General features: G+C 65.8%; 20 protein-coding genes. 4 read left to right on the forward strand and 16 right to left on the reverse strand.

The annotated features are described in order from the left end of the window. Positions 1-5: 5 nt before the first annotated feature. From C7402_RS41550 to C7402_RS41565, 4 genes are all read right to left on the reverse strand, one after another. A complete protein-coding gene (locus tag C7402_RS41550; RefSeq protein ID WP_116614701.1) occupies positions 6-1,622 on the reverse strand; it encodes an ABC transporter substrate-binding protein in 1,617 nt (538 codons plus the stop codon). A 72-nt stretch (positions 1,623-1,694) separates the two neighbouring features. Continuing rightward, entirely contained in the window at positions 1,695-2,969 is a 1,275-nt protein-coding gene (locus C7402_RS41555; protein WP_116614702.1) for an NAD(P)/FAD-dependent oxidoreductase, read from the reverse strand. A 25-nt stretch (positions 2,970-2,994) separates the two neighbouring features. Beyond that, on the reverse strand, positions 2,995-3,663 hold the full coding sequence (locus tag C7402_RS41560) for a haloacid dehalogenase type II (RefSeq protein WP_112177421.1): 669 nt from the start codon (positions 3,661-3,663) through the stop codon (positions 2,995-2,997). 250 nt (positions 3,664-3,913) lie between these two features. Continuing rightward, positions 3,914-5,404: an aldehyde dehydrogenase family protein gene (locus C7402_RS41565; RefSeq protein WP_116614703.1), complete on the reverse strand. Its 1,491-nt coding sequence runs from the start codon at positions 5,402-5,404 to the stop codon at positions 3,914-3,916. Between the two features lie 239 nt (positions 5,405-5,643). Here C7402_RS41565 and C7402_RS41570 point away from each other — a divergent pair, with 239 nt between their 5' ends. Beyond that, complete coding sequence (locus C7402_RS41570; protein WP_244315060.1) at positions 5,644-6,516, forward strand: GNAT family N-acetyltransferase; 873 nt, start codon at positions 5,644-5,646, stop codon at positions 6,514-6,516. A gap of 22 nt (positions 6,517-6,538) precedes the next feature. Here the strand turns inward: C7402_RS41570 and C7402_RS41575 are convergent, their stop codons facing one another. From C7402_RS41575 to C7402_RS41605, 7 genes are all read right to left on the reverse strand, one after another. Next, positions 6,539-7,609 carry a maleylacetate reductase gene (locus tag C7402_RS41575; protein WP_112177419.1) on the reverse strand — a complete coding sequence of 357 codons (1,071 nt, stop codon included), beginning with the start codon at positions 7,607-7,609 and terminating at the stop codon, positions 6,539-6,541. Further along, positions 7,606-8,493 carry an intradiol ring-cleavage dioxygenase gene (locus C7402_RS41580; protein ID WP_116614704.1) on the reverse strand — a complete coding sequence of 296 codons (888 nt, stop codon included), beginning with the start codon at positions 8,491-8,493 and terminating at the stop codon, positions 7,606-7,608. The genes C7402_RS41575 and C7402_RS41580 overlap by 4 nt, the downstream gene beginning before the upstream one ends. Before the next feature lie 46 nt (positions 8,494-8,539). Continuing rightward, a complete protein-coding gene (locus C7402_RS41585) occupies positions 8,540-9,661 on the reverse strand; it encodes a porin (protein WP_224039570.1) in 1,122 nt (373 codons plus the stop codon). Positions 9,662-9,885: 224 nt separating this feature from the next. Further along, on the reverse strand, positions 9,886-10,470 hold the full coding sequence (locus tag C7402_RS41590) for a nuclear transport factor 2 family protein (protein ID WP_116614706.1): 585 nt from the start codon (positions 10,468-10,470) through the stop codon (positions 9,886-9,888). Positions 10,471-10,490: 20 nt separating this feature from the next. After that, positions 10,491-10,787, reverse strand: coding sequence for a putative quinol monooxygenase (locus tag C7402_RS41595; protein ID WP_165842114.1), 297 nt, complete (start codon positions 10,785-10,787; stop codon positions 10,491-10,493). Positions 10,788-10,814: 27 nt separating this feature from the next. Then, positions 10,815-11,525 (reverse strand): ethyl tert-butyl ether degradation protein EthD, encoded by a 711-nt coding sequence (locus C7402_RS41600; protein ID WP_116614708.1) that lies wholly within the window; start codon positions 11,523-11,525, stop codon positions 10,815-10,817. An 85-nt stretch (positions 11,526-11,610) separates the two neighbouring features. After that, positions 11,611-12,132, reverse strand: coding sequence for a flavin reductase (locus C7402_RS41605; RefSeq protein WP_112177414.1), 522 nt, complete (start codon positions 12,130-12,132; stop codon positions 11,611-11,613). A 269-nt stretch (positions 12,133-12,401) separates the two neighbouring features. On the opposite strand from C7402_RS41605, the gene C7402_RS41610 reads away from it, so the two are divergent. Further along, the gene (locus C7402_RS41610; RefSeq protein WP_116614709.1) at positions 12,402-13,586 is read left to right on the forward strand and encodes an acyl-CoA dehydrogenase family protein; all 1,185 of its coding nucleotides are present in this window, start codon (positions 12,402-12,404) and stop codon (positions 13,584-13,586) included. Positions 13,587-13,615: 29 nt separating this feature from the next. Then, positions 13,616-14,053, forward strand: a complete 438-nt coding sequence (locus tag C7402_RS41615) for a tautomerase family protein (RefSeq protein WP_116614710.1) — start codon at positions 13,616-13,618, stop codon at positions 14,051-14,053. A 186-nt stretch (positions 14,054-14,239) separates the two neighbouring features. Here the strand turns inward: C7402_RS41615 and C7402_RS41620 are convergent, their stop codons facing one another. The 5 genes from C7402_RS41620 to C7402_RS41640 all read right to left on the reverse strand — a co-directional run bounded on the left by C7402_RS41620 (position 14,240) and on the right by C7402_RS41640 (position 19,711). Then, the gene (locus tag C7402_RS41620; protein WP_116614711.1) at positions 14,240-15,193 is read right to left on the reverse strand and encodes a PDR/VanB family oxidoreductase; all 954 of its coding nucleotides are present in this window, start codon (positions 15,191-15,193) and stop codon (positions 14,240-14,242) included. Between the two features lie 13 nt (positions 15,194-15,206). Continuing rightward, on the reverse strand, positions 15,207-15,698 hold the full coding sequence (locus tag C7402_RS41625) for an aromatic-ring-hydroxylating dioxygenase subunit beta (protein WP_116614712.1): 492 nt from the start codon (positions 15,696-15,698) through the stop codon (positions 15,207-15,209). Beyond that, complete coding sequence (locus tag C7402_RS41630; protein WP_116614713.1) at positions 15,695-16,984, reverse strand: aromatic ring-hydroxylating oxygenase subunit alpha; 1,290 nt, start codon at positions 16,982-16,984, stop codon at positions 15,695-15,697. Before C7402_RS41630 ends, C7402_RS41625 begins: the two co-directional genes overlap by 4 nt. A 19-nt stretch (positions 16,985-17,003) precedes the next feature. Beyond that, positions 17,004-18,185, reverse strand: a complete 1,182-nt coding sequence (locus C7402_RS41635; RefSeq protein ID WP_244315061.1) for an amidase — start codon at positions 18,183-18,185, stop codon at positions 17,004-17,006. A 185-nt stretch (positions 18,186-18,370) separates the two neighbouring features. Next, complete coding sequence (locus tag C7402_RS41640; RefSeq protein WP_112177407.1) at positions 18,371-19,711, reverse strand: MFS transporter; 1,341 nt, start codon at positions 19,709-19,711, stop codon at positions 18,371-18,373. A gap of 412 nt (positions 19,712-20,123) precedes the next feature. Here C7402_RS41640 and C7402_RS41645 point away from each other — a divergent pair, with 412 nt between their 5' ends. Further along, positions 20,124-21,113: a LysR family transcriptional regulator gene (locus tag C7402_RS41645; protein ID WP_116614714.1), complete on the forward strand. Its 990-nt coding sequence runs from the start codon at positions 20,124-20,126 to the stop codon at positions 21,111-21,113. Positions 21,114-21,233: the final 120 nt, after the last annotated feature.

Here is a 21,233-nt window from a genome sequence, read left to right on the forward strand (position 1 = left end):
TTCAATCACGCTTCGAGCCAGACGTTCTCGGCGAACTTGAAGCCCATGAGGCCCGCAATCGGAATCGAGCCGAGGCCCTTGAGCTTCGTGGTGTGCGCGTCGAGCGAGCTCAGGAACAGCGGAATGCCGATGCCGCCGTCGCTGTGCACGAGCACCTGCATGTCGCCATAGATCTTCTTGCGCTTGGCGTCGTCGGGTTCGCCGCGCGCGGCCAGCAGCATCTGGTCGAACTTCGGGTCCTTCCAGTTCGCCTCGTTCCACGGTGCGTCCGACTTGAAGAACTGCGTGAAGATCACGTCGGCGCTCGGGCGCGCGTTGATGTTGCCAAAGGTCAGCGGGTGCTTCATCCAGTGGTTCGACCAGTAGCCGTCGCCCGGCGTGCGCACCACCTGGAGGTTCAGGCCCGCCTGCGGCGCGACCTGCTGGAGCAGCATCGCCATTTCGACCGAGCCGTCCGCCGCCGGCGACGCGTAGATCTGTAGCGGCGTGCTGCCGAGTTTCGCCTTCTGGAAGTAGAACTTCGCCTTCTGCGGATCGTAGGTGCGCTCGGGCAGCCCTGCGAAATAGTATTTATTGGTCGGGTCGATCGGCTGGTCGTTGCCGATCGCGCCGTAGCCGAGGAACACGGCGTTGCGGATCTGCTCGCGGTCGAACAGGTGCATCATGCCGCGGCGGAAATCGGCGTTGCCCGTGATGCCGCCTTCGTCGCGCATGATGAGGTCGGTGTACTGGCCCGTCTTCGTTTCCTTCACGGCGAAGCCCGGCGTGCCCTTGATGCGCGAGGTCGAGCGCGGACTCACCTGGTTGATGAGCTGCACGTCGCCCGAGAGCAGCGCGTTCACGCGCGCCGATTCGTCGCCGATGCCGACCAGTTCGATCTCGTCCAGATGCGGCAGGCCCGGCTTCCAGTAGCGCTCGTTGCGCACGACCACCGTGCGCACGCCCGGCGAGAAGTCCTTGAGCTTGAACGGGCCAGTGCCCACGGCCGTCTTGAAGTCGGTCGTGCCGTCCTTGATGATCATGAAGTGCGAGTCGGCGAGGATCACGGGCAGGTCGGCGTTCGCCCCCGTGAGCGTGATCGTCACTTCGTTCGGACCGGTGCCCTTCACGTCCTGGAACTGGTCGGCGAGCGTCTTGACCTTCGAGGCCACCGCGGGGTCCTTGTGGCGCATGAGCGAGTAGACCACGTCGGCGGGCGCGAGCGTCTTGCCGTCGTGGAACTGCACGCCGCTGCGCAGCTTCACGACCCACACCGTCGCGTCCTTCGTTTCGAGCGACTGCGCGAGCGCCATCTGCGCGCCGAGATGCGCGTCGTACTCGGTCAGGCCGTTGTACACCATGTAGGCGCGCACATAGTCGGTGGACACCGACTCCTTCGCGGGATCGAGCGTGTCGGAGGCCGACGAGGACTGCGTCGCCACGCGGATCTTGCCGCCCTGCTTCGGCTTTTCCTGCGCGAAGGCGGCGCCGCTCGCGGTGAGGAGGCCCGCGCCCGTCATCGACATCATGCCCCCCGCGACCATCGCGCGAAGGAGGTCGCGGCGCGAGGCGCCGCGCTTCGTCAATTCCTCGAGCCGCACGCCCGCGTGGGCAATGTCTTCAGGCGATTTGTCGATGCTCATGAAACTTCTCCGCGTCTGATGTGGGGGGCCGCAGCCCGACGTATCGAGGCTGTGTATTGTCGAAAAGCAGGGTCAGTAAAAAGCGTCTTTGATCTGGTAGTACGCGCCGACGAGCGGCAAAAACCACGGTTTGCCCGTGTGGCCGGGAATGGCGGGCCACGTGAAATCGCGCCACGGGTTCGCCGCAGCGTTGCCGCTCATCACCTCGGCCATCACCTGGCCCATGTGCGTGGACATCTGCGTGCCGTGGCCGCTGTAGCCCATGGAGAACCACACGCCTTCGTGCTGGCCCGCGCGCGGCAGGCGGTCCGCCGTGATGTCGACGAGCCCGCCCCAGCAGTAATCGATGCGCACGTTCGCGAGCGCCGGAAAGAGCTGCCCGAGATTGCGCTGAAGAATGCGGCCGCTCTTTGCATCGGACGGCTGCTCGGAGGCGGTGAAGCGTGCGCGGCCGCCGAACAGCAGGCGCGAATCCGGCGTCACGCGGAAATAGTTGTGCATGAGGCGGCTCGTCGTGTACGAGCGGCGGTTGGGCAAAAGCCGCGTGAGCTGCGCGGGCGGCAGCGGCTCGGTCACGACGATGAACGAGCCGACCGGCGCGAGACGCCGCCGGTACCACGCGAACGGGCCGTGCCGCGAAGGCCCCGTCGCGATCAGAACCTGTTGCGCGCGCAACGTTCCGCACGACGATTCCACGCGGTAGCCGCCGCCTTCCTTCGCGATGGACGTCACGGCCGCATGCTCGTAGAGCCGCGCGCCGCGCCGCACGGCGGCGTTTGCGAGCCCCACCGCGAAGCGGCCCATGTGCATCTGGCCGCCGTGCTTCTGGAGCAGGCCGCCGTAGAAGCTGTCCGAATCCACTTCGCTGCGAATCTGCTCGCGGCCCAGGACCTCGATGTCGGGATCGACCTCGCGGCGAATCAGTTCGGCCGTGCGTTCGATGTGCGCCAGGTGATGCGGCTTCGCAGCGAGCTTGAGCTTGCCCGAGGCGAGGTAGTCGCAGTCGATGCCCTCTTCGCGTATCAACCGCTCGACGGTCTCGACCGCCGCCGCATACGCGCGGTAGCAGCCTTGCGCGCGCTCCACGCCCAGTTGCGCGCGCAGCGCCGCATAGTCCTGCGCCACGCCCGTGTTGCACTGGCCGCCGTTGCGCCCCGAAGCGCCGCCGGCCATGCGGCCCGCGTCGAGCACCGCGACACTCGCGCCGCGGCGGCCGAAGGCGAGCGCCGCGGAAAGCCCCGTGAAACCGCCGCCGACCACGGCGACGTCCACGCGGCCCTCCACCGGCCCCTCGCTTGCGAGCAGGCCGCCGGGGGCGGTATCGAGCCAGTAGGAATCGAGCTTCATCGGGCGGCCTTGGCGTGATCGGTTATCAGAGACCCAGTTGCGTGGCGAGGTCGCCGATCGTGTCGACTTCGTAGTACTCGTAGTACGGCGTGCCCGGCTCGTGGCCGCGCTTGACGAACGCCTTGTGCTTGATGCCCAGGTCGTGCGCCGTCATGAGGTCGTAGCGCAGGCTCGACGAGACGTGCAGCACGTCGCCGGGGTTGCAGTTGAGCTGGTCGAACATGTACTCGAAGCCCTGCATGCGCGGCTTGTACGACTGCGCCTGCTGCGCCGTGAACACGCGGTGGAACGGCGCGCCGAGTTTGTCCACGTTGCTCTGGATCTGGTCGTCCGACGCGTTCGAGAGAATCACGAGCTTGTACTTCTTCGCGAGACGCGAGAGGCCTTCGGGCACGTCCGGGTGCGGGCCCCAGGTCGGCACGGCGGTGTAGAACTTTTCGGCTTCCGACTCGATGAACTCGACGTTCATGCGCTTGCAGGTGCGGCGCACCGCATTGACGACCACGTCGCGGTACGGCTTCCATGCGCCGAGCACTTCGTCGCGGCGATAACCCGCGAAGAACGCAACGAACTTCTCGAGTTCCGCGCCCTTGAGGCGCTCGCCGTACATCTCGCGCGCCATGTCGGCCATGCGGAACTTCGTCAGCGTGCCGTAGCAGTCGAACGTGATGTACTTCGGCTCGAAATCGATCATGATGGCAATCCTTTCGTGTGATGAACCCGCTGCGGGCTCAGTGGCGAAAACAGGAGGAGGTGCGTCCCTGTGGAAAATTTAAACAGCACAAAATTGGGGGTTGGCGTCGAATCGTGGGGCCTGCGCGGTATAAATCACGCGTTTGGAGGGCTCGCCGCAGCAGATTCTGCGGCGGCGCCATCGAGCGCGCGATAACGGCATGGCCGTGCGTTTTCCCATGCGATTTGTCAGCATTGCAGTCGGCATGTCGTCAGGTCCGCGTATCGATCAGCACGCTCTTGAAACGCAGGTGCGCTTCATAGCCCTGGCGGCCGAGATCCTTGCCCATGCCCGAGCGCTTGTAGCCGCCCGTGGGGATCATGAAGTCGTTGCTGCGCCCGTAGCGGTTCACCCACACGGTGCCCGCCTCCAGCGCGCGCACGAGGCGCAGCGCGCGGCCGATGTCCGCCGTATGCACGCCCGCCGCGAGGCCGTATTCGGGATGCGAGGCGAGCGCGAGCGCTTCTTCCTCCGTCTCGAAGGTTTGCACCGTGAGCACGGGGCCGAACACCTCGGCGCGCACGGCCTCGGTGTGCGGCGTGACGCCCGTGAGGATGGTGGGCAGATAGAACGCGCCGGGCACGGGCGCGTCCGCGCGGCGGCCGCCGCACGATAGCGTGGCGCCTTCGGCCACGCTGCGCTCGACAATGGCTTCGATGCGTGCCGCCTGCGCCTGCGAAATGATGGGCGGCAGCGTCGTGCCCGAAGCCCATGTCGCCCCGGCGCGCAGGGTCGCGAACGCCTGCTCGATGCGCGACACCAGTTGGTCCGCGACGCCGCGCTCGACCAGCAGCCGCGAGCCGGCCACGCACACCTGCCCCGCGTTACCGGCAATCGCACCGGCGATGCGGCGCGCGACTTCATCGAGCTTCGGCGCGTCGGCGAACACGAGTTGCGGGCTCTTGCCGCCCAGCTCCAGCGTGAGCGGCTTCGTGCCGCTTTGCGCGCAGGCCGCCATGATCGCGGCGCCCGCGCGCGTCGAGCCCGTGAACGTGACCTTCGCGACATCCGGATGGCGCACGAGCGCATCGCCCGTCGTCACGCCGTCGCCTTGCACGACGTTGAAGATGCCAGGCGGAATGCCCGCCTCGATCGCGAGTTCGGCCAGGCGCAGCACGGAGAACGGCGTCATTTCAGAAGGCTTGAGCACCACGGCATTGCCCGCCGCGAGCGCCGGGCCGATCTTCCACGAGGCCATCACAAGCGGGAAATTCCACGGCGCGATCGCACCGACCACGCCATAAGGCTCGGCGATCGTCATGCCCAGGTGATCGTGGTCGGTGGCCACGACCTCGCCGCCGACCTTGTCGGCGAACTCGGCATAGAAGCGGATGCCTTCCGCCGTGAACGGCACGTCCCACGCGCACACGTCGCGCACGGGACGCGTCGAGCCGAGCGCTTCTAGCGGCGCGAGCGTGGCTGTGTCGGCGGCGATCAGGTCCGCGAAGCGGCGCAGGATGCGGGCGCGCTCGCGCGGCGCCATGCGCGCCCAGCCGCTCTCGCGAAACGCGCGCCTTGCGTTCTCGACGGCGCGCGCCACCAGTTGCGCATCGCCGAGCGGCACCGAGGCATAGACCACGCCGTCCGACGGCCGCGCGACCTCGATGCGCGCCGCGCCCCCGGCAACATATTCGCCGCCAATGAAATGGCCGCTTCTTTCAGCGATGCTGGCAGCGGCTGCGGCGGGATCGAACTGGTCCATGACTGGCTTCCCTCGACTTGGTCTCGATGGGAAATATCGTAGGTCCACTGCCACCGCATTTTTCGCCGACAAAAAGGCGCAATCAGCAGAATCGACGCGTTATTGTCGGTCCAACCCCGCGTTTTGCATTGCATCACGGGCCCGGCCCGCTCGCGTGCACAAACAGGAAGATCGTCCTAGTCAGCCACAGCGGGCGATGCGATAGTCACGGTACGCGTATACAGAATCTGGAGGCCGGCGTGTCCGACCCAAACCTGAACAGCGTCATTACCTATCGCGCTTTTACCGCTGATGACCTGCCCGCCGCCCACGCATTGTCGATGGCGGTGCGCTGGCGGCACCGCGCCGAAGACTGGCGCTTCGCCGCCCGCATCGGCGAGGGCATCGTGGCCGTGGATGAAAGCGGCTCGCTCGTCGGCACGGCCTTTTCCTGGCTGTTCGGCCCCAACGCGGCGACGCTCGGCATGCTGATCGTCAGGCCCAGTCATCAACGCCGCGGCATTGGCCGCGCCATGATCGAGCACTGGATGGAAGCGCTCGCCTCGCGCACGCTGCTGCTGCATGCGAGCGACACGGGCTGGCCGCTCGTCGAGCGGCTCGGCTTCACGCGCATCGGGCGCATCCAGCAACACCAGGGCGCGGCGTTCCAGCCGCCGCTCGTCTCGCTGCCCGCGGGCGAGCGGCTGCGCCCGATCGGCGCGAGCGACCGGCCGCGCCTGATCGAACTGGCCACGCGCGCAAGCGGCCTCGACCGCTCGGAGATGCTGCCGAAACTGCTCGATCAGGCAAGCGGCATCGCGCTCGACCGCGACGGCGAACTGATCGGCTTCGCGCTCTTTCGCCGCTTTGGCGACGGGCATGTGATCGGCCCCGTGATCGCCCCCGATTCGCCCGACGCGTGCCGCGCCAAGGCGCTGATCAGCCATTGGCTCGCCTCCAACGCGGGCATGTTCGTGCGCATCGATACGCCTGACGATCTGGGTCTTTCCGACTGGCTCGAAGGCGTGGGCCTGCCGATCGTCGATCACATCGAGAAGACGGAGCGCGGCGAGCCCCTGCGTGTGGATTCGGCATTCAAGCAGTTCGCGATCACGAGCCAGGCGGTGTGGTGAGCGCGTGGGCGCTCACCGCGCCTCACGACATCGTCGAGCGCGGCGGCGTGCCGTCGAACGCGTCCTGCAACAGCGCGCGCAATGCGCCGCGCTCCACCGGCCGGGGGTTCCAGTAGGGATTCTCGACGGCGATATCGGCCGCGCGGTCGAGATCCGCGTGTTGCATCCCGAGTGCCTTGAGCGAAGTGAGCGCGCCGTTATCGCGCGCGAGCGCATGGATACCGCTTGCGGCGTCGCTCGCGCCGAGCGCGCGCGCCATGCGCCGCATCGCCTCCGGCGCATGCGCCGCGTTGTAGGCCAGCACGTGAGGCAACACGGCCGTATGCGTTGGCGCGTGCGGCAGATTGAAACTGCCGCCCAGCGTGTGGCAGAGCTTGTGATGCAGCGCCATGCCCACGCTGCCCAGCACGAAGCCGCATAGCCACGCGCCGTAAAGCGCGTCGCCGCGAGCCGCCACGTCGGCCGCGTTCGCCCGCACGCGCGGCAACGCCTGCGCGAGCGCGCGTATGCCCTCCTCGGCCATCAGGCTCATCACCGGGTTCGCGTTGTGCGCGTAGAGCCCCTCCGCCGCATGCGCGATCGCGTTGATGCCGCTCGTGACCGAAAGATCGACCGGCAAGGACACCGTGAGTTCGGGATCGTAGATCACCGTCTTCGGCAGAACGCGCGCATCCGTGCCGGTGCGCTTGTAGCCTCGCTCCGTCAACCCGTAGATGGGCGTCATCTCGCTGCCCGCGTAGGTCGTGGGAATGGCTAGGATCGGCAGGCCGCTGTCGAGCGCGATCGCCTTGCCGAGTCCGATCACCGAGCCGCCGCCCATGGCGACGGCGCAATCGGCGTGGCGGGCGCGCGCGAATTCGCGGGCGTCGCGCGCGACTTCCAGCGGCACGTGCATGGTGGCGCGGTCATACAGTCCCGCCGCGCGCGAGCCCAGCCGCTCCAGCGCCGACTGCGCGAGCGCGTGCTGCCCCGGCGTGCAGAGCACGATCGCGCGGCGCGCGCCCAGCGCGAGCACCTCGCGCTCCAGATGACACAGGCTGCCCGCGCCGAAGATCACGCGTGACGGCCGCGCCTCGTAAATGAACGCGTTCATGCCGGTACCGCCGCTGCCGCCCGATTGAGGACGAAGTCGTAGTCGAGCGTGTAGAACGGCACATCGACAGGCGAGCCGTCGGGCGCGGTGCCCGGCTCGTGGCGAACCCACTGCGCAACCAGCGTCGAGCGCACGCCGAACACCACGTCGGAGTCGAGATAGCGGTCGCCGTCGCGGAACACATGCGTGATGAGCGTTTCGAAACCCGGCGCCTCAATCATGAAATGCAGATGCGCGGGCCGCCACGGGTGACGTCCAAGCGCTTCGAGCAGCTTGCCCACCGGACCGTCGTGCGGAATGGGATACGGCTCGGCGAGGATCGAGCGGAACGCGAAACGGCCATCGGCGTCGGTGTGCAGCCGGCCGCGCGCGCGATGCGTCACCGTGCCGTCCGCCTCGGGCACCTGCACGTCGTAATGCCCTTCCTCGTCGGCCTGCCAGACCTCGATCGATGCGTGCGCAACGGGTTCGCCGTCCAGCGAGCGCACCTGCCCACCGACAAAGCACGGTTCGCCGCGCGCGCCATTGGCGATATCGTCGAACTGCGCGTATTGCGGGCTGTCCGCCACGTAGAACGGCCCGAACACGGTGGCTTCCGTGCATCCCTCGGGCTTCGCGTGGCTTTGCGCGACCACGAGCGTCGACAAGCCCAGCACGTCGGAAAGGAGAATGAACTCCTGGCGCTTGTCGTCGGTGATATGGCCGACGGCGGTGAGGAAGGCGATTGCCTTCGCCCATTCCGCCTCGGTCAGCTTCGTTTCGCGAGCGAATGCGTGCAAATGCTCGACGAGCTTCATGACGACGCCGCGTAGCCGCGCATCCTCGCAGCCCGCGAGCGATGCGGTCACCGCCTGCGTTATCGTCACTTCGTTCAGGTTACGCATGTCCCCTCCATCGGGTTGTCATTGGATTGCGTCAATCGCCCGCGCGTCAGAACTTCTTGCGCAAGCCCACCCGCAGCGCCACCTGGTCAGAACCGCTCGACGCCGCGAGCACCGGCGCGAGGTCGGCAACCGCGCCGCCGCTCGCATGCATCCACGTCGCGCTCGCATAAAGGTCCGTGCTCTTCGACAGGTAGTAATCGACGCTGGCGTCCGTTTCCTGATAGCGCGGCGTCTGACCGGTTTCCGACACGCTGCCCGCCGTGTAGCTGAAGGCCACCCCTAACTGAAGCGTGGGCCTGACCATATAGCTGGCGACGACTTCGCCGATGTTGAACGTGACATGGCCGCCGATCTTCGCGCCGAGGGTCGGGTCCAGATCGCCGAACTGCGTATGCGTCCAGTCCGCGCTGATGCGCGCCGCGCCAAACGTGTAGCCCGCGCCGAAGCCCAGCACCTTGTAGCTGCCGGCCGCGAGCCCGTAATTGCCGTCCACCGTGTTCGACGCCGTCCATACGCCTTCGGGAACCGCTTCGGCGGGGTGATCGATCTGGGTGTAGGCGCCCACCACCTGGAGGCCGCCAGACACATACTGCAAGGCGAACGATTTCGCGCTCTGGCGGGCGAAGTCTCCCGCCACGCCGCCAAAGCTGTAGATCGCCACGCCCGTGAGGCCGCCATACGTGGGCGAGACGTATTTCACAGCGTTGTTGAGGTGGAAGTCGACGCCGTTGTTGTCGAGGTCGCCGGGGTGCGGAAACAGAATGCCGCCGGGCAACTGGCCGTTTGCCGAGAGCAAGCCGATATAGTCGCCGATCGCTTCGCCCTGGCGCCCGAGCGTCAAGGTGCCGTAACGCGTGCTGGACAGACCGACGAAGGCCAGCCGCCCGAACAGACGCCCGCCCTGGCTCAGCGCGCCCGTATTGCCGTTGAAGCCGCCCTCCAGCCTGAACAGCGCCGCCCAGTCGCCGCCCAGGTCTTCCTGGCCGCGCACGCCCCAGCGGTTTCCTTGGGAGATACTGCCTTGCATTTGCCACGCGGAATGACCGCCCTGATTGCTCGACCACGTCACGCCATTGTCGAGTATGCCGTACAGCGCGACGCTGCTTTGCGCGCGTGCACCAACGGGTAAAATCAGGCATCCTAATAGAATTGCACAGTACGGCTTCACGAGATCTCCTTGCGTTGGGAAAAGGCAGGTCTCGCCGAAACAGCGCCGCCCCGGTCGCGGGGCGCGGCGCAGCGTGATCGACGGACGAATGATGCCCGTCGGCATGACGGGCGATGGCGGTCCGCGAGCGAAGTCATGAACGGGCGCGTGCGCCCGAGCCCGTGGGCTCCCGCCGCCGCGCGGCGCTGCGCGAGGGAGGCGGCGCGGCAGGCTTGCGGTACGCTTCAGGCTCGGGCGGCGACCTTCAGGCCGGGGGTCATGAGCACCGAACGGTCGGGCACGTTGGTGGCCCAGCCATTGGGCAAAGGCGCGATGAATACGTTCTCGGTGCGATAGCGCGACATCTTCCATACGCCATCCACACAACGAAACGCGTTGTTGAGGCGGCTGGAGCGCAGCACCGACGAGCCGTCGTCGAAAATCCACGGCTGGAAGTGGACCCACTGGCCCTCGGCCTCCTCGCCGCGCACGTGAATCTGCTCGCAGGTGAGGTAGTGGCAGTTCAGGATCATCTGCGGCGAGCCCGGCTTGAAAAAGCGCTCGAAATGCTCGTACAACTGCTCATGGCCGACGCTTGCGCCGAACTGGTTGTCGTAATAGGACCCCACGCCTTCCCAACGCGCGTCGGCGGAAAACAGGTTGACGATTTCGCGCAGGCGGCCCTGGCCGTCGAGACCGTGCTCGGGCAAGGGCACGTCGCAAAGCAGCATATAGCGCGCCATGATGCGGCGAATGTCCGACTCCGCGCGCAGCACGCGCAGTTCTGCCTTGATCGAGGCAAACTCCTTGTTCAACAATTCGAGATCCATCCGGAATGCTCCTGTACGGGTTAAACGAAATCCGAGGCCACGACGATGTCCACGTCTTGCGTGAGGTACTGCATGCGTGCGTTCCAGAACGCCTGGAAGGCCTCGGTGTGAAAATGCGCATCCAGGGCTTCGCGCGTGGCCCAGCGCTCGACGAAGACGAACGTGTCCTCGCTGTCCTGCGCAACGGCCACCCGGTATTCGAGGCAACCCGCTTCGGCCCGCGCGGCGGCGGCGAGCAGGCGGATCTGCGCCTGAAGGTCGTCGCGCCGCTCCGGCTTCGCGCACTGGGTCGCAATGATCGTGATGGGTTCAGCCAAGGCAATGTCTCCTGAATCGAATTGGGATCATGCAAAGGCGATGAAGCTCTGCATGGGGTAGTGAGGCGACGCCCCGCGAAACGGCGGAAACGCTTCGAAGTCCGCGCGCAATTCCTGCCGGACCGGCGAGTTCAGCGAGCGCGCCAGAGCGGCCGCGTTGTCGAACACCACCTTGTTGCGTTGCATGGCGTTGGAACGCTGCGCACGCAGGTCGCTGCAATAGTCGATGCGCGTGTAGATTTCGACTTCGCGCACATCGGGCAAACGCGCCATGATCGGCGGATGGTGGCGCAGGTAATGCGCGAGCCACGCGTGAAGATCGTCCGCCGGTCCCTCGTAGGCCACCAGGTAGGTGCAGAACGCGTCTTGCGCGCCCTCTGCTTGCGGCGGTTGCGCGACGGCATACGGACGAGCCAGCATGGCCTGCTGCGTCCAGTCGCAACCGGCGAGCAGGGGGAATGCCTCGGCATCGAGCAGGCGCGCCAGCGGGCCGCCTTCCCCGGCTGCCGCTTCCAGATGGCCGATGTCGTCGAAGTAGAACTGCATGACGCACACGGGCGGGCTTTCCGGCTCCAGAAAGGGATCGCGACCGCCAGGCGCGGCGGGCACGTGCGCGACGAGCTTGCGCAACGGTGCGACGCCTCGCGCCAACTGCTGCACGCACGCCAGCAGATCCGCCGCTTCGGCCGCGCTCAAGCCCCGGTCCCGGCTTGCGCTCAGAAAAAGGCACACACTCATCGAGAAGTCTCTCCAGACGGAAAATGGCTCAAATCAAAGGGGGAATCGATATGCCACGTCGCAGCAGCAGTCGAGCCGGCAAGCACTAGACGTGCTTCGCGGCTTCGCCGTTGGCGCGGCCAAGGCGGTGAAACGTCCGGCCAAACCATGCCAGGCCGTCACCATGCTCGCTCAACTGGATCGATTGCACTTCAATAAACAATACGGAGTGCGATCCAACCGTTTGCAGATCGGCGATACGTCCCTCAAGGCTGGCGAGCGCGGCCGTGAGGCGCGGCAGACCCTGCTCGCCCTGCTCCCATTCGCCGCTCTGGAATCGATCGTCGTGCGAGAGCGCGGTCATGCCCGCAAAGTCGCGCGCCAGCGCTTCGTGATCGCTGCGCAGGATATTCACGCAGACCATGCCGTTGCGCACGAGCGCTTCGTGCGCTCCGCTTTTCTGGTTGACGCACGCGAGAACCGTGGGCGGCGTATCGGTCACGGAACAAATGGCGCTGGCGGTCATGCCGAATCGCCCGGCGGGTCCATCGGTCGTGATGACATTGACCGCGGCGAGCAAGCGTGACATGGCCTCGCGAAAATCGGCCTGAGTGCATGCCTGAATCATGTTGCGAGCCTCCAAGGCAAATCATGGGTTCGACGGATCATAGTCAGGCGAAATGGCCATAGCCAATTCGGATCAATAATCCCGCGCATTCGTCACGAGAATCGGCGCGATCGTCTTTCCTCGCCGCGCAGGGGCGGCGCATTCCGATTCGCACGGCCGATGAGCGACATTAGAAATGCGAATTTGACGGCGCTCGCGCCGCTCTCTCATCCTTGTCTCCTGTCTGCGGAGCTTGCTGGCTCCGCGTCCGCCAACATGGAGATCGTCTTGTGAAACTCGAAAGCACTGCCACCCTTCAACCGCCCCCCGATGCCGCCGCGCCGCACGAGCGCCTGAGCGTCGATGCGCTCGTGGCGGAAATCGCCGCGCGCCGCGAAGAGTTCAATCGTCTGTCGCACGTCCCGCGCGACGTGGTGGAGAAGATGAAGCAGGTAGGCATCTTCCGCTCCAGCACGCCGAAACGGTTTGGCGGCGAGCCCATGGCGCCCGCCGACTTTCTGCGTATCGTGGAGCGCATTTCGACGGCCGATGGCTCGGCCGGCTGGGTCGCCGCATTCGGTTCCGCCAACACGTATCTCGCGGCGCTGCCGCCCGATACGCAGGCATTGATCTACGCGAACGGCCCCGATCAGGTTTCGGGCGGCGGACTGTATCCGTTGCAGCCCGCGAAGGCGGTGGACGGCGGCTGGGAAGTCAACGGCCAGTGGCGTTTCGCGAGCGGCTGCAAGGCGGCCGACTGGCTGAGCGTCGGCATCGGCGGCACGCCTGCGAGCGGCGGCGGCGCCGCGGGCAAGCCCTTGAGCGCCGTGTTCCCCGCCGCGCAGATCGAGATCATCGACAACTGGAACGTGGTCGGCATGCAGGGCACCGGCAGCCACGATCTGCGCGTGCACAACAAGTTCATCGCGCACGAATGGACCTTCGTGCGCGGGGCATCGGCCACGATCGACGAGCCGCTGTACCGCTACCCCACCGTCGCCTACCAGGCCGAAGTCCATGCGGCCGTGAACCTTGGGCTCGCGCGCGCCGCGCTCGATATCGTCACGGAGATGGCGGGCGGCACCAAGACGTTGATGGGTGCGCCGAGGCTGGGCGACCGCGCCTACTACCGCATCGACATCGCCAAGGCCGAAGCCGCGTATCGCAGCGCACGCGCGTTCTACTACGAAGCCGCCGAAGCCGCGTGGGAAACGATCCTCGCGGGCGACCCGGTGCCCGCCGCGCAAACCAACCTGCTGCGCCTGAGCGCGACGCATGCCGCGCACGTCGGACTCGAAGTCGTCATCGACGCGTACAAGCTGGGCGGCACCACGGCGATCTTCAAGGAAAACCGTCTGCAATGGCTGGTGCGCGACGCGATGGTGGTCACGCAGCACGCCGCGCTCAACGAAGCGACTTACGACGGCGCGGGCGCGCTCTTTGCGGGCATCGAACCGGGCATGCCGTACCCTTGATCGATGCTTAGGCTAACTGAGGACCATTCATGCCCAATATTCAGGTCACTGTTTGCGAAGGCTTCGACGACGCGTGTAAAGCGCGTTTGATCGCCGACGCAACCGGGGCGACGGTCGCCGCGCTCGACGCCCCTCGCGAATCCGTTCGCGTCTGGCTGTGTGAGATCGCCGCGCGGGACTTCGCGGTTGGCGGGATGGCGTGCGCGGGCGGCGCGCGTCCCCAGGCGGCGGCCGGTGCGATTTTCCAGGCGGTTCTGATCGCGGGCCGCAGCGACGCTCAAAAGGCGCGGCTCATCGAGGGGCTCACCGCGTCGGCGGCCGGCGCCCTTGCGATTGCGCGCGAGCACGTGCGCGTCATGATCCTGGACATTCCCAACACCGACTTCGGCGTTGGCGGCGACACCGCCGCTTCGCTGGGGCGCGGTATTGGGCGTGCCCGGCAAACCTCCGGTTCGCAAGCCGCGTAACCCCCAACACCCCTCAACATCCCACAAGGCCGACTGCCGCGCTACGCGGCGTCGGCCGTTTTCGCTTTCCTCTGCGATTTTCCCCTTATCGCTGCACGCAAAAAATCGCAAGCCGGTTGCTTGACCGGCTTGCGAGGGCGACAGGGTTCGGATGACGATGCACGCCCGCAACGGGCGTGCGATGGGCTAGAGGTCCAGCAACAACCTTTCCGATCTCGCACGAGACACGCAGGCGCAGATCTGGTCGTTGGCGGCTTTTTCCTTCTTCGAAAGGCAATGATCGCGATGATCCGGCTCGCCGTCCAGCACCGGGACGACACAGGTGCCGCAAATGCCTTCCCTGCACGACGTATCGACGGCTATGCCCGCACGCAGCAGAACATCGACCAGTCGCTCGTTCGCGGGCACGCAAAGCACGTCACCCGAACTCGCGATCTCGACCGTGAAGGGTCGATCGTCGCCATCCTGCGCGGCGGCTTGCGTCGCGCCGAAATGCTCCAGATGCACGGCGCAGTCGGCCCGCGTAGCCTCCACCTGATCCACCACGGCCTGCATGAACGGGGCGGGGCCGCAGGTGTAGACCTGCGCCGCCTGCCTTGCGGGCGCGATGCATCCAGACAAGGCGTCCGCCATGCGATCCGGCGCCACGCCGTAGTGAAAGCGCACGTTGGCGGCGAAGTCGCCGGACTCCAGCAGCGGCACGAAGGCGGCTGCCTCGCGCGAGCGCGCGAAGTAATGCAGCGTGAACGGCGCACGCTGCGCGCACAGACGATAAGCGAAGCTCATCAACGGCGTAATGCCAATGCCCGCGCCCACGAGTATGTGTTCGCTCGCGGCTTCCACGAGCCGGAACAGGTTGCGCGGCGCGCCGACTTCAAGCTCGGCGCCCGGCGCCACGCGCTCGTGCAGCGCGGCCGATCCTCCACGCGAGGCGCTCTCGCGCTTGACTGCGATGGTATAGCCCGACGCGTCGTCGGGCGCGCCGCACAGGGAATATTGCCGCGTGACGCCGGTGGGACCGGTCACGTCGACATGGGCGCCGGGTTCGTACGGCGGCAGCGGCGCGCCGTCGGCGCGCACGAGCCGGAACACGCGGATCTCGGGCGTTGCGTTGTCCACCCGCTCGACGATCAGTTTCATCGTCACCTCCGCATCAAAGCAGGAAACCCAGCGCGTCGAGGCTGTCGGCGGCGTTGATCAGGCGAACGATCTTGCGTTCGAGCTTCAGCGCGCCATCGCGGCGACACAGCCGATAGGTCACGTTGGCGATGAACGTCGTGTACGACTCGCGCTTGTAGGCCGTGACGATCTGCGCGGCATCGACCTCGAAGCTGTCTTCCTGCACGGCGCCCAACGTGAAGCGCGAGACCGTTCGCACGGTCGCCGCCGCGCTGTCCGCCGAAATCGCGGCGCCCGACGTCATGCGCGCGAGGCGCATCTTGCGCATGCGCGCGTCGTCGAAGGCGTAGTTCAGCGTGCGGGTGAAGTCGGTCGCTTCAGCGTCGGTCGGCACCACGTAAATGCCTTCCTCGGTCCACAGCGCCGCCCATGCTTCGTAGCGCTTGCGGTCGAGCAGTTCCGCCTCTTTCCAGATGAATACGATTGCCTCGCCCAGGTCGCCGCCGAGATGATCCGTCACGTTCATTGTTGCTCCATCATTCGTTTCCACATGTCATACGCTTCGCGCATGCCGGTTTCGTCGGTCGAGTGCGAGATCCGCACGCCGTCGGCGCCCACCTTTTCACGGTTGAGGCCGCGATTAACCAGCAGCGGCGCATCGACACCCGTATACGCGCCCGCCTGCACCCGCTCCCACGCCTCCGCATCGTCAGGACTGCCAAATCCGAACGGGCCTTGAAAGTGCTCGTGAATACGCAGGCGTTCCAGGTTGGCGATCTCGGGGCCGCCGTCCATGCCGAGCGCGACGTGGCGAATCTGCGTCTCGCTCACCGACACCGGGTGCAGCACCCGGAAGAACGACATCGACATCGAAACGTTGGGAAAGAGGTTGAGGTTGAAGCCCGCGCCGTGCAGCGAGCGCACGATGCGGCGCACCTTCTGCATCGGCATTTCGGCGGAGAGTGCCTCGATCACGTGATTGAAACGCGCTTGCAGGACCTCGGTGCCGTCGTCCGCTTCGAGATCGACGTGCTCCGGAACCATCACCATGACACTATGCCCGTTGCCGAGCGCGCGCGTGACGGAGGCTTCGTCGGTCATGAACGAAAGCATCTCCGACGTTTCATTGTCCACCGACTCCAGGAAGCTCTTGTGGACCACCGGAAAGTGATAGCCGTCCGTGGTGTTTTCCAGTTGAATCTTCCAGTTCCCTTTGAAGCGGAATTTGTGCTCGCCCTGCGTCTTGATCGGATAGCCCGCGCCCTGCTTCATGAACAGGTCGATCCACGACCGTGCGTTGCCGAGGAAATCGTCGAGCGAACCGATGTCCTGGTTGAAGCTCGCGAAGATCATCCCCGCATACACGCCGACACGCAGCGAGCGCAGCGGCAGATCGCCCTTTTCCAGCACGTCCTCATAACCGTCGGAGTAAGGCAGTCCGCGCAGTTTGCCGTCCAGGCCGTACGACCAGCTATGGTACGGGCAGGTGAAACCGTTGGCGTTGCCCTGGCGCTTGTCGCACACCGTCGCGCCGCGATGGCGGCAACGGTTTTCGAGCACGCGTATCGTGCCCGTGCGATCGCGCACGACGATGACGGGCTGCCGTCCGATCATCGCGGTCTTGAAGTCGCCCGGCTCGCGCACCTCGCTTTCATGCGCGACCCAGATCCATGTCTTGTAGAAAATCTTTTCGAGCTCGGCTTCGAAGATCGCCGGATCCGTATAGAGCGACGGATCGAGCATGGCGTTGCGATAGAGATCGGCATACGCCGTCTCCGCCGTTCGAGCTTGAAAATGCAAGGGTTGACTCATTGAACGCTCCCTGTCGTGTTCAATTGCTTCGAAAATCGGTACGCCGGCTGTCGAGCGCGCGTTGCAGGTGCAGGGCGAGCGCGCAGACGCGTTCGTCGTCGCCCTTGCGGCCGACCAGTTGAATGCTGGCAGCGGGCCGCCCCGGCTCGGCCGGCAGCGGAAGACTGAGCGCCGGATGGCCGCTCAGATTGAAGGGCCGCACGAACGTGCTCATGCCCACCACGGAAAAACCTTCGCGCACGGCCTGGAGTGTTGGCGGCAGGTGCGGCAGCGTCGGCAGCACCAGCGCATCGACGTCTTCGAGTTGACGGTCCACTTCCGCCGTGAGCGCGATGCGCACACGCTCCGCTTCCTCGCGCGCCGCCGCCGTCGTCGTGCTCGCCAGCGCGAGGCGCTGCGCCACGTCCGCGCCTAGTCGGTCGTCCCCGGCCAGATGCGCGAACGCCGTATAAGTCTCCGCATTGATCAGCGTGAGGCCCGCGTCGAACCCCGCCTGCATGAGCGGCAAGGTGCCCTCGATCGTGCGCCAGCCGCTGGTGTCCAGGGCGGAGCGCATGGCCATTTGCACCACGGGTTCCGCCTCGACGTCCAGCACGCGCACGCGGGCGGCGTCTTGCGGACGGCTCGCACGCGCCAGGTCGAAGTCCGCCGCGATCACGCTCATGGCGGCATTCAGCAAGGCCATGTCTCGCGCGAACGGGCCGATGCAGTCGAGCGTGCTGGCGCGCGGCCAGGCGCCCTTGCGGCTCACGCGGCCGAAGGTCGGCTTCATGCCGATCACGCCGCAGCACGCCGCGGGCACGCGGATCGATCCGCCCGTGTCGCTGCCGATGGCGACATCGACAAGCCCCGCGCCCACCGCGACGGCCGAACCGCTCGACGAGCCGCCGGGAATGCACAGCGGGTCGCGCGGGTTGACCGGCGTGCCCGCCCAGTCGTTGATGCCTGTCATGCCGTAGGCCAGCTCGTGCATGTTCGCCTTCGCAACGACCCGCCACCCTGCGGCGAGGAGTTGCCGGACCACGTCAGCGTGCTCGCTTGCGGGTTCGGCTTCGGCAAGCGCCGCGCTGCCCGCGCGGGTGGGAAACCCGGCAATATCGATGCAGTCCTTGATGGCAACCGAGGGGCCTTGCCCGCCGAGCCCTACCTCCATCGCCAAGGCGCGATAGCGATCGGCTTCACCTGTGTGCGGCAGTTTCATTCTCGATCTCCGCGCTTCGCGCGAGCGATCTCGATCCTCTGTTTTTTCATAGGTAGTACGTATCAATATGGGGAGATGGGGTCACGCCATCCACAAAGCGATTCTAGACAGGGCCGCGAGGCCCATCCAATTCGTTGTTGCGATGTGGTGTATTCACTGCGTAAATCCACGCAGCGCGAGACTGCTTACGCAAGACCCCTGTCACGCGCACGTGCGTGCGCGGGATACGTTTCCGGCGTCAGCAGCGTCGTGATCACCGTGACCATGCCGAGACAGCCGAGGTAGATCGCAATGGGCACCGCGCTGCGGTAATGCGCCAGCAGCGCCGTGGCGATGACCGGCGCGAGACCGCCGCCCAGCACCGAGGCGACTTCGCGGCCAATCCCAAGGCCCGAATAGCGCAGCCGCGCGGGCAGCAACTCGCTGATGAACGCAGGCTGCGCGCCTTCGAGCATGCCGAGCACGACGCCGTTGGCAATCGAGAGCGAGAGGACCACGAGCACGGGATCCCGCGTATCGAGCAGCGCAAAGAACGGCCACGCAAAGATCACAATGCCCAATGCACCGGCGAGATAGACCGGTTTGCGGCCTATCCGGTCGCACACGTAGCCCGAGAGCAGCGACACCGGAATCATCAGGATCATGGAGAAAGTCAGGGAGCCAAGGACGAACGCATTCGAAAGGCCGAGGAATTTTCCATAAGCAATCGAAAAGGCGAAAAAGATCCACGACGCGCCGCCTTCGCCCAATCGCAGTCCGAACACCATGAGGACCTGCCGCGAACACGTGCGCAGCACTTCCACGAGCGGCCGGTGCGAGACTTCATGGGCCGTGCTCGCTTCGGTGAACTCGCGGCTCTCGGCCATATGCGTGCGCAGCCAGAGGCCGAGCCCGATCAGCACCGCGCTGAAGAGGAAAGGCACGCGCCAGCCCCAGTTCGCGAAGGCGTCGCCCGAGATCTGTTGCATCAGCATGAATGCGCCGCTCGACAAGACGAAGCCGATCGTGGCGCCGCACGGGCTCCACGCGGAAAGCCGCCCGCGCTTGTGCTGCGGCGCGTTCTCGCTGATGAACAGAATGCTGCCGCTCCACTCCCCACCGGCCGCGAGCCCCTGGACCACGCGCAGCAGCACGAGCATCACGGGCGCCGCAATGCCGATCTCCGCATAGCCCGGCAGCAGCCCCATGGCGAAGGTGGCGAAGCCCATCGCGCCGAGCGTGAGCGTCATCACGAACTTGCGGCCGTATCGATCGCCTAGGTGGCCGCACAGCACGCCGCCGATCGGACGCGCGACGAAGCCCACCGCGAAGCCGCCGAATGCCGCGATCGTGCCCGTGAGCGGGTCCTTGCCAACCGGAAAGAACACGGTGCCGAAGACGAGCGCCGCCGCCGTACCGTAGAGAAAAAAGTCGTACCACTCGAGAATCTGACCGATGAGCGATGTCATGACGGCCCTTCGCACGCCATGTTTGGCGTCGGTCCGTTCGATGGCCATCGGCATAGCCGTGTCGGTGTTCGCGTCCATTGAGGAAACCATTCGTGAAGTGAGTTGAAAGCGTGAGGCCCGGCCGGACGCCCCGCACGGAAAGTCGTCTGAAACTGCGGATGACGATAGGTGCCCAAAACTGACGGGTCAAATTCGTATCGTTGATGCGCTCCATCCGTAATTCGAATGCCGGTGGACAACGGCGCATGGCGCGCGCTGCTCATCGCTTTCAGGGGCGCGAAGAAGAAGGAATGAGAAACGGAATCAGGACTCACGCGAATAGCGCACGCGCGCGAGGCTTTCTAGAATGGAGCGGACTGGCTCGGGCAGCACTGGCTCACTTGGTCAGGCACGGTCGTTGCTTCACGCCAAAAGCGCTGAATGTTTTGCCGCCGGCCGGTTCTTCAACGTTGCCGCGGCCCGCGCACCGCCATCCCCTACTCTACGAAGCATGAAGCACGTCAATCTCGCCACTGTCGATCTGAATCTCTTGAAGACTTTTGTGGCGATCTGGGAGCATCGCAGCCTCACCGTGGCGGGCGACAGGCTGCATCTGAGCCAGCCCGCGGTCAGCCACGCGCTCAGGCGTTTGCGCGAAATATTCGACGACCCGCTGTTCGTGCGCAACGCGGGCGTGATGGTGCCGACGGATGCGGCCTCGCGCCTGCATGCACCAATAGACGACGCGCTGGCGATCATTTATGGTGCGCTGCAACGGCATTCGCGCTTCGATCCGGCCGAAGCCTCGCGCACGTTTCGCCTCGCGATGTCGGACATCGCTGAGCAGCACGTGCTGCCGATCCTGATGGGCGCGCTGACCACGCGTGCGCCCCATATCAATCTGGATGTGCGCCAGTTGTCGATCGACGAACTGAACTCGGCCATGCGCAGCGGCGAGATCGATTTCGCGCTCGGTTATTTGCCGGGCCTGAGCGACGAATGCGAAAACATGCCTTTTCTGTCCGATGAATTCGTTTGCATGGTGCGCGCCGCGCATCCGTTCGACACGGACGCCATGACGACCGACGATCTTCAGACGCTGCGCTACGTCTACGTGCAGACGAATTCCACCGGGCACGGGCTGGTGGACAGCGCGTTTCGCAAAGCCGGAATCGCGTGGGATATCGCGCTTCGATTGCCGCATTTCACCGTGGCGGTGGATATCATCGCCACCAGCGATCTTGCGCTGATCGTTCCGCGCAGCATTGCCGAGCGCCATGCTCGCGGTGGCAAGTACCGGCTATACAGCCTGCCGATCGAAATGCCGAAGATATCGGTGAAGATTTACTGGCATAGCCGCTTTTCGTCGGACACGGGATCGGCATGGCTGCGCACGATCCTCCTCACGCTCTTTTCCGATGCGCCGGTCGAAGGCGAGCCGCAGGGGATCGAAGCACAAGGCGTCGATGCTTTGTCTGTGGCTGGCAGACGTATTAGATAATCTGCGGAAACAGCGCCACTGCCGCCTTCACCGCGCGCTTGCGACGGCGGCGCAATGTGAGCGGCGCACGCGGAATATCAAGCCACGTGCGCGCCGCAAGCCGCACCGCGCGATCGAACG

Origin of the sequence: Paraburkholderia unamae, from assembly GCF_003096875.1 — a bacterium.
In the GTDB taxonomy this organism is placed as follows: domain Bacteria; phylum Pseudomonadota; class Gammaproteobacteria; order Burkholderiales; family Burkholderiaceae; genus Paraburkholderia; species Paraburkholderia unamae.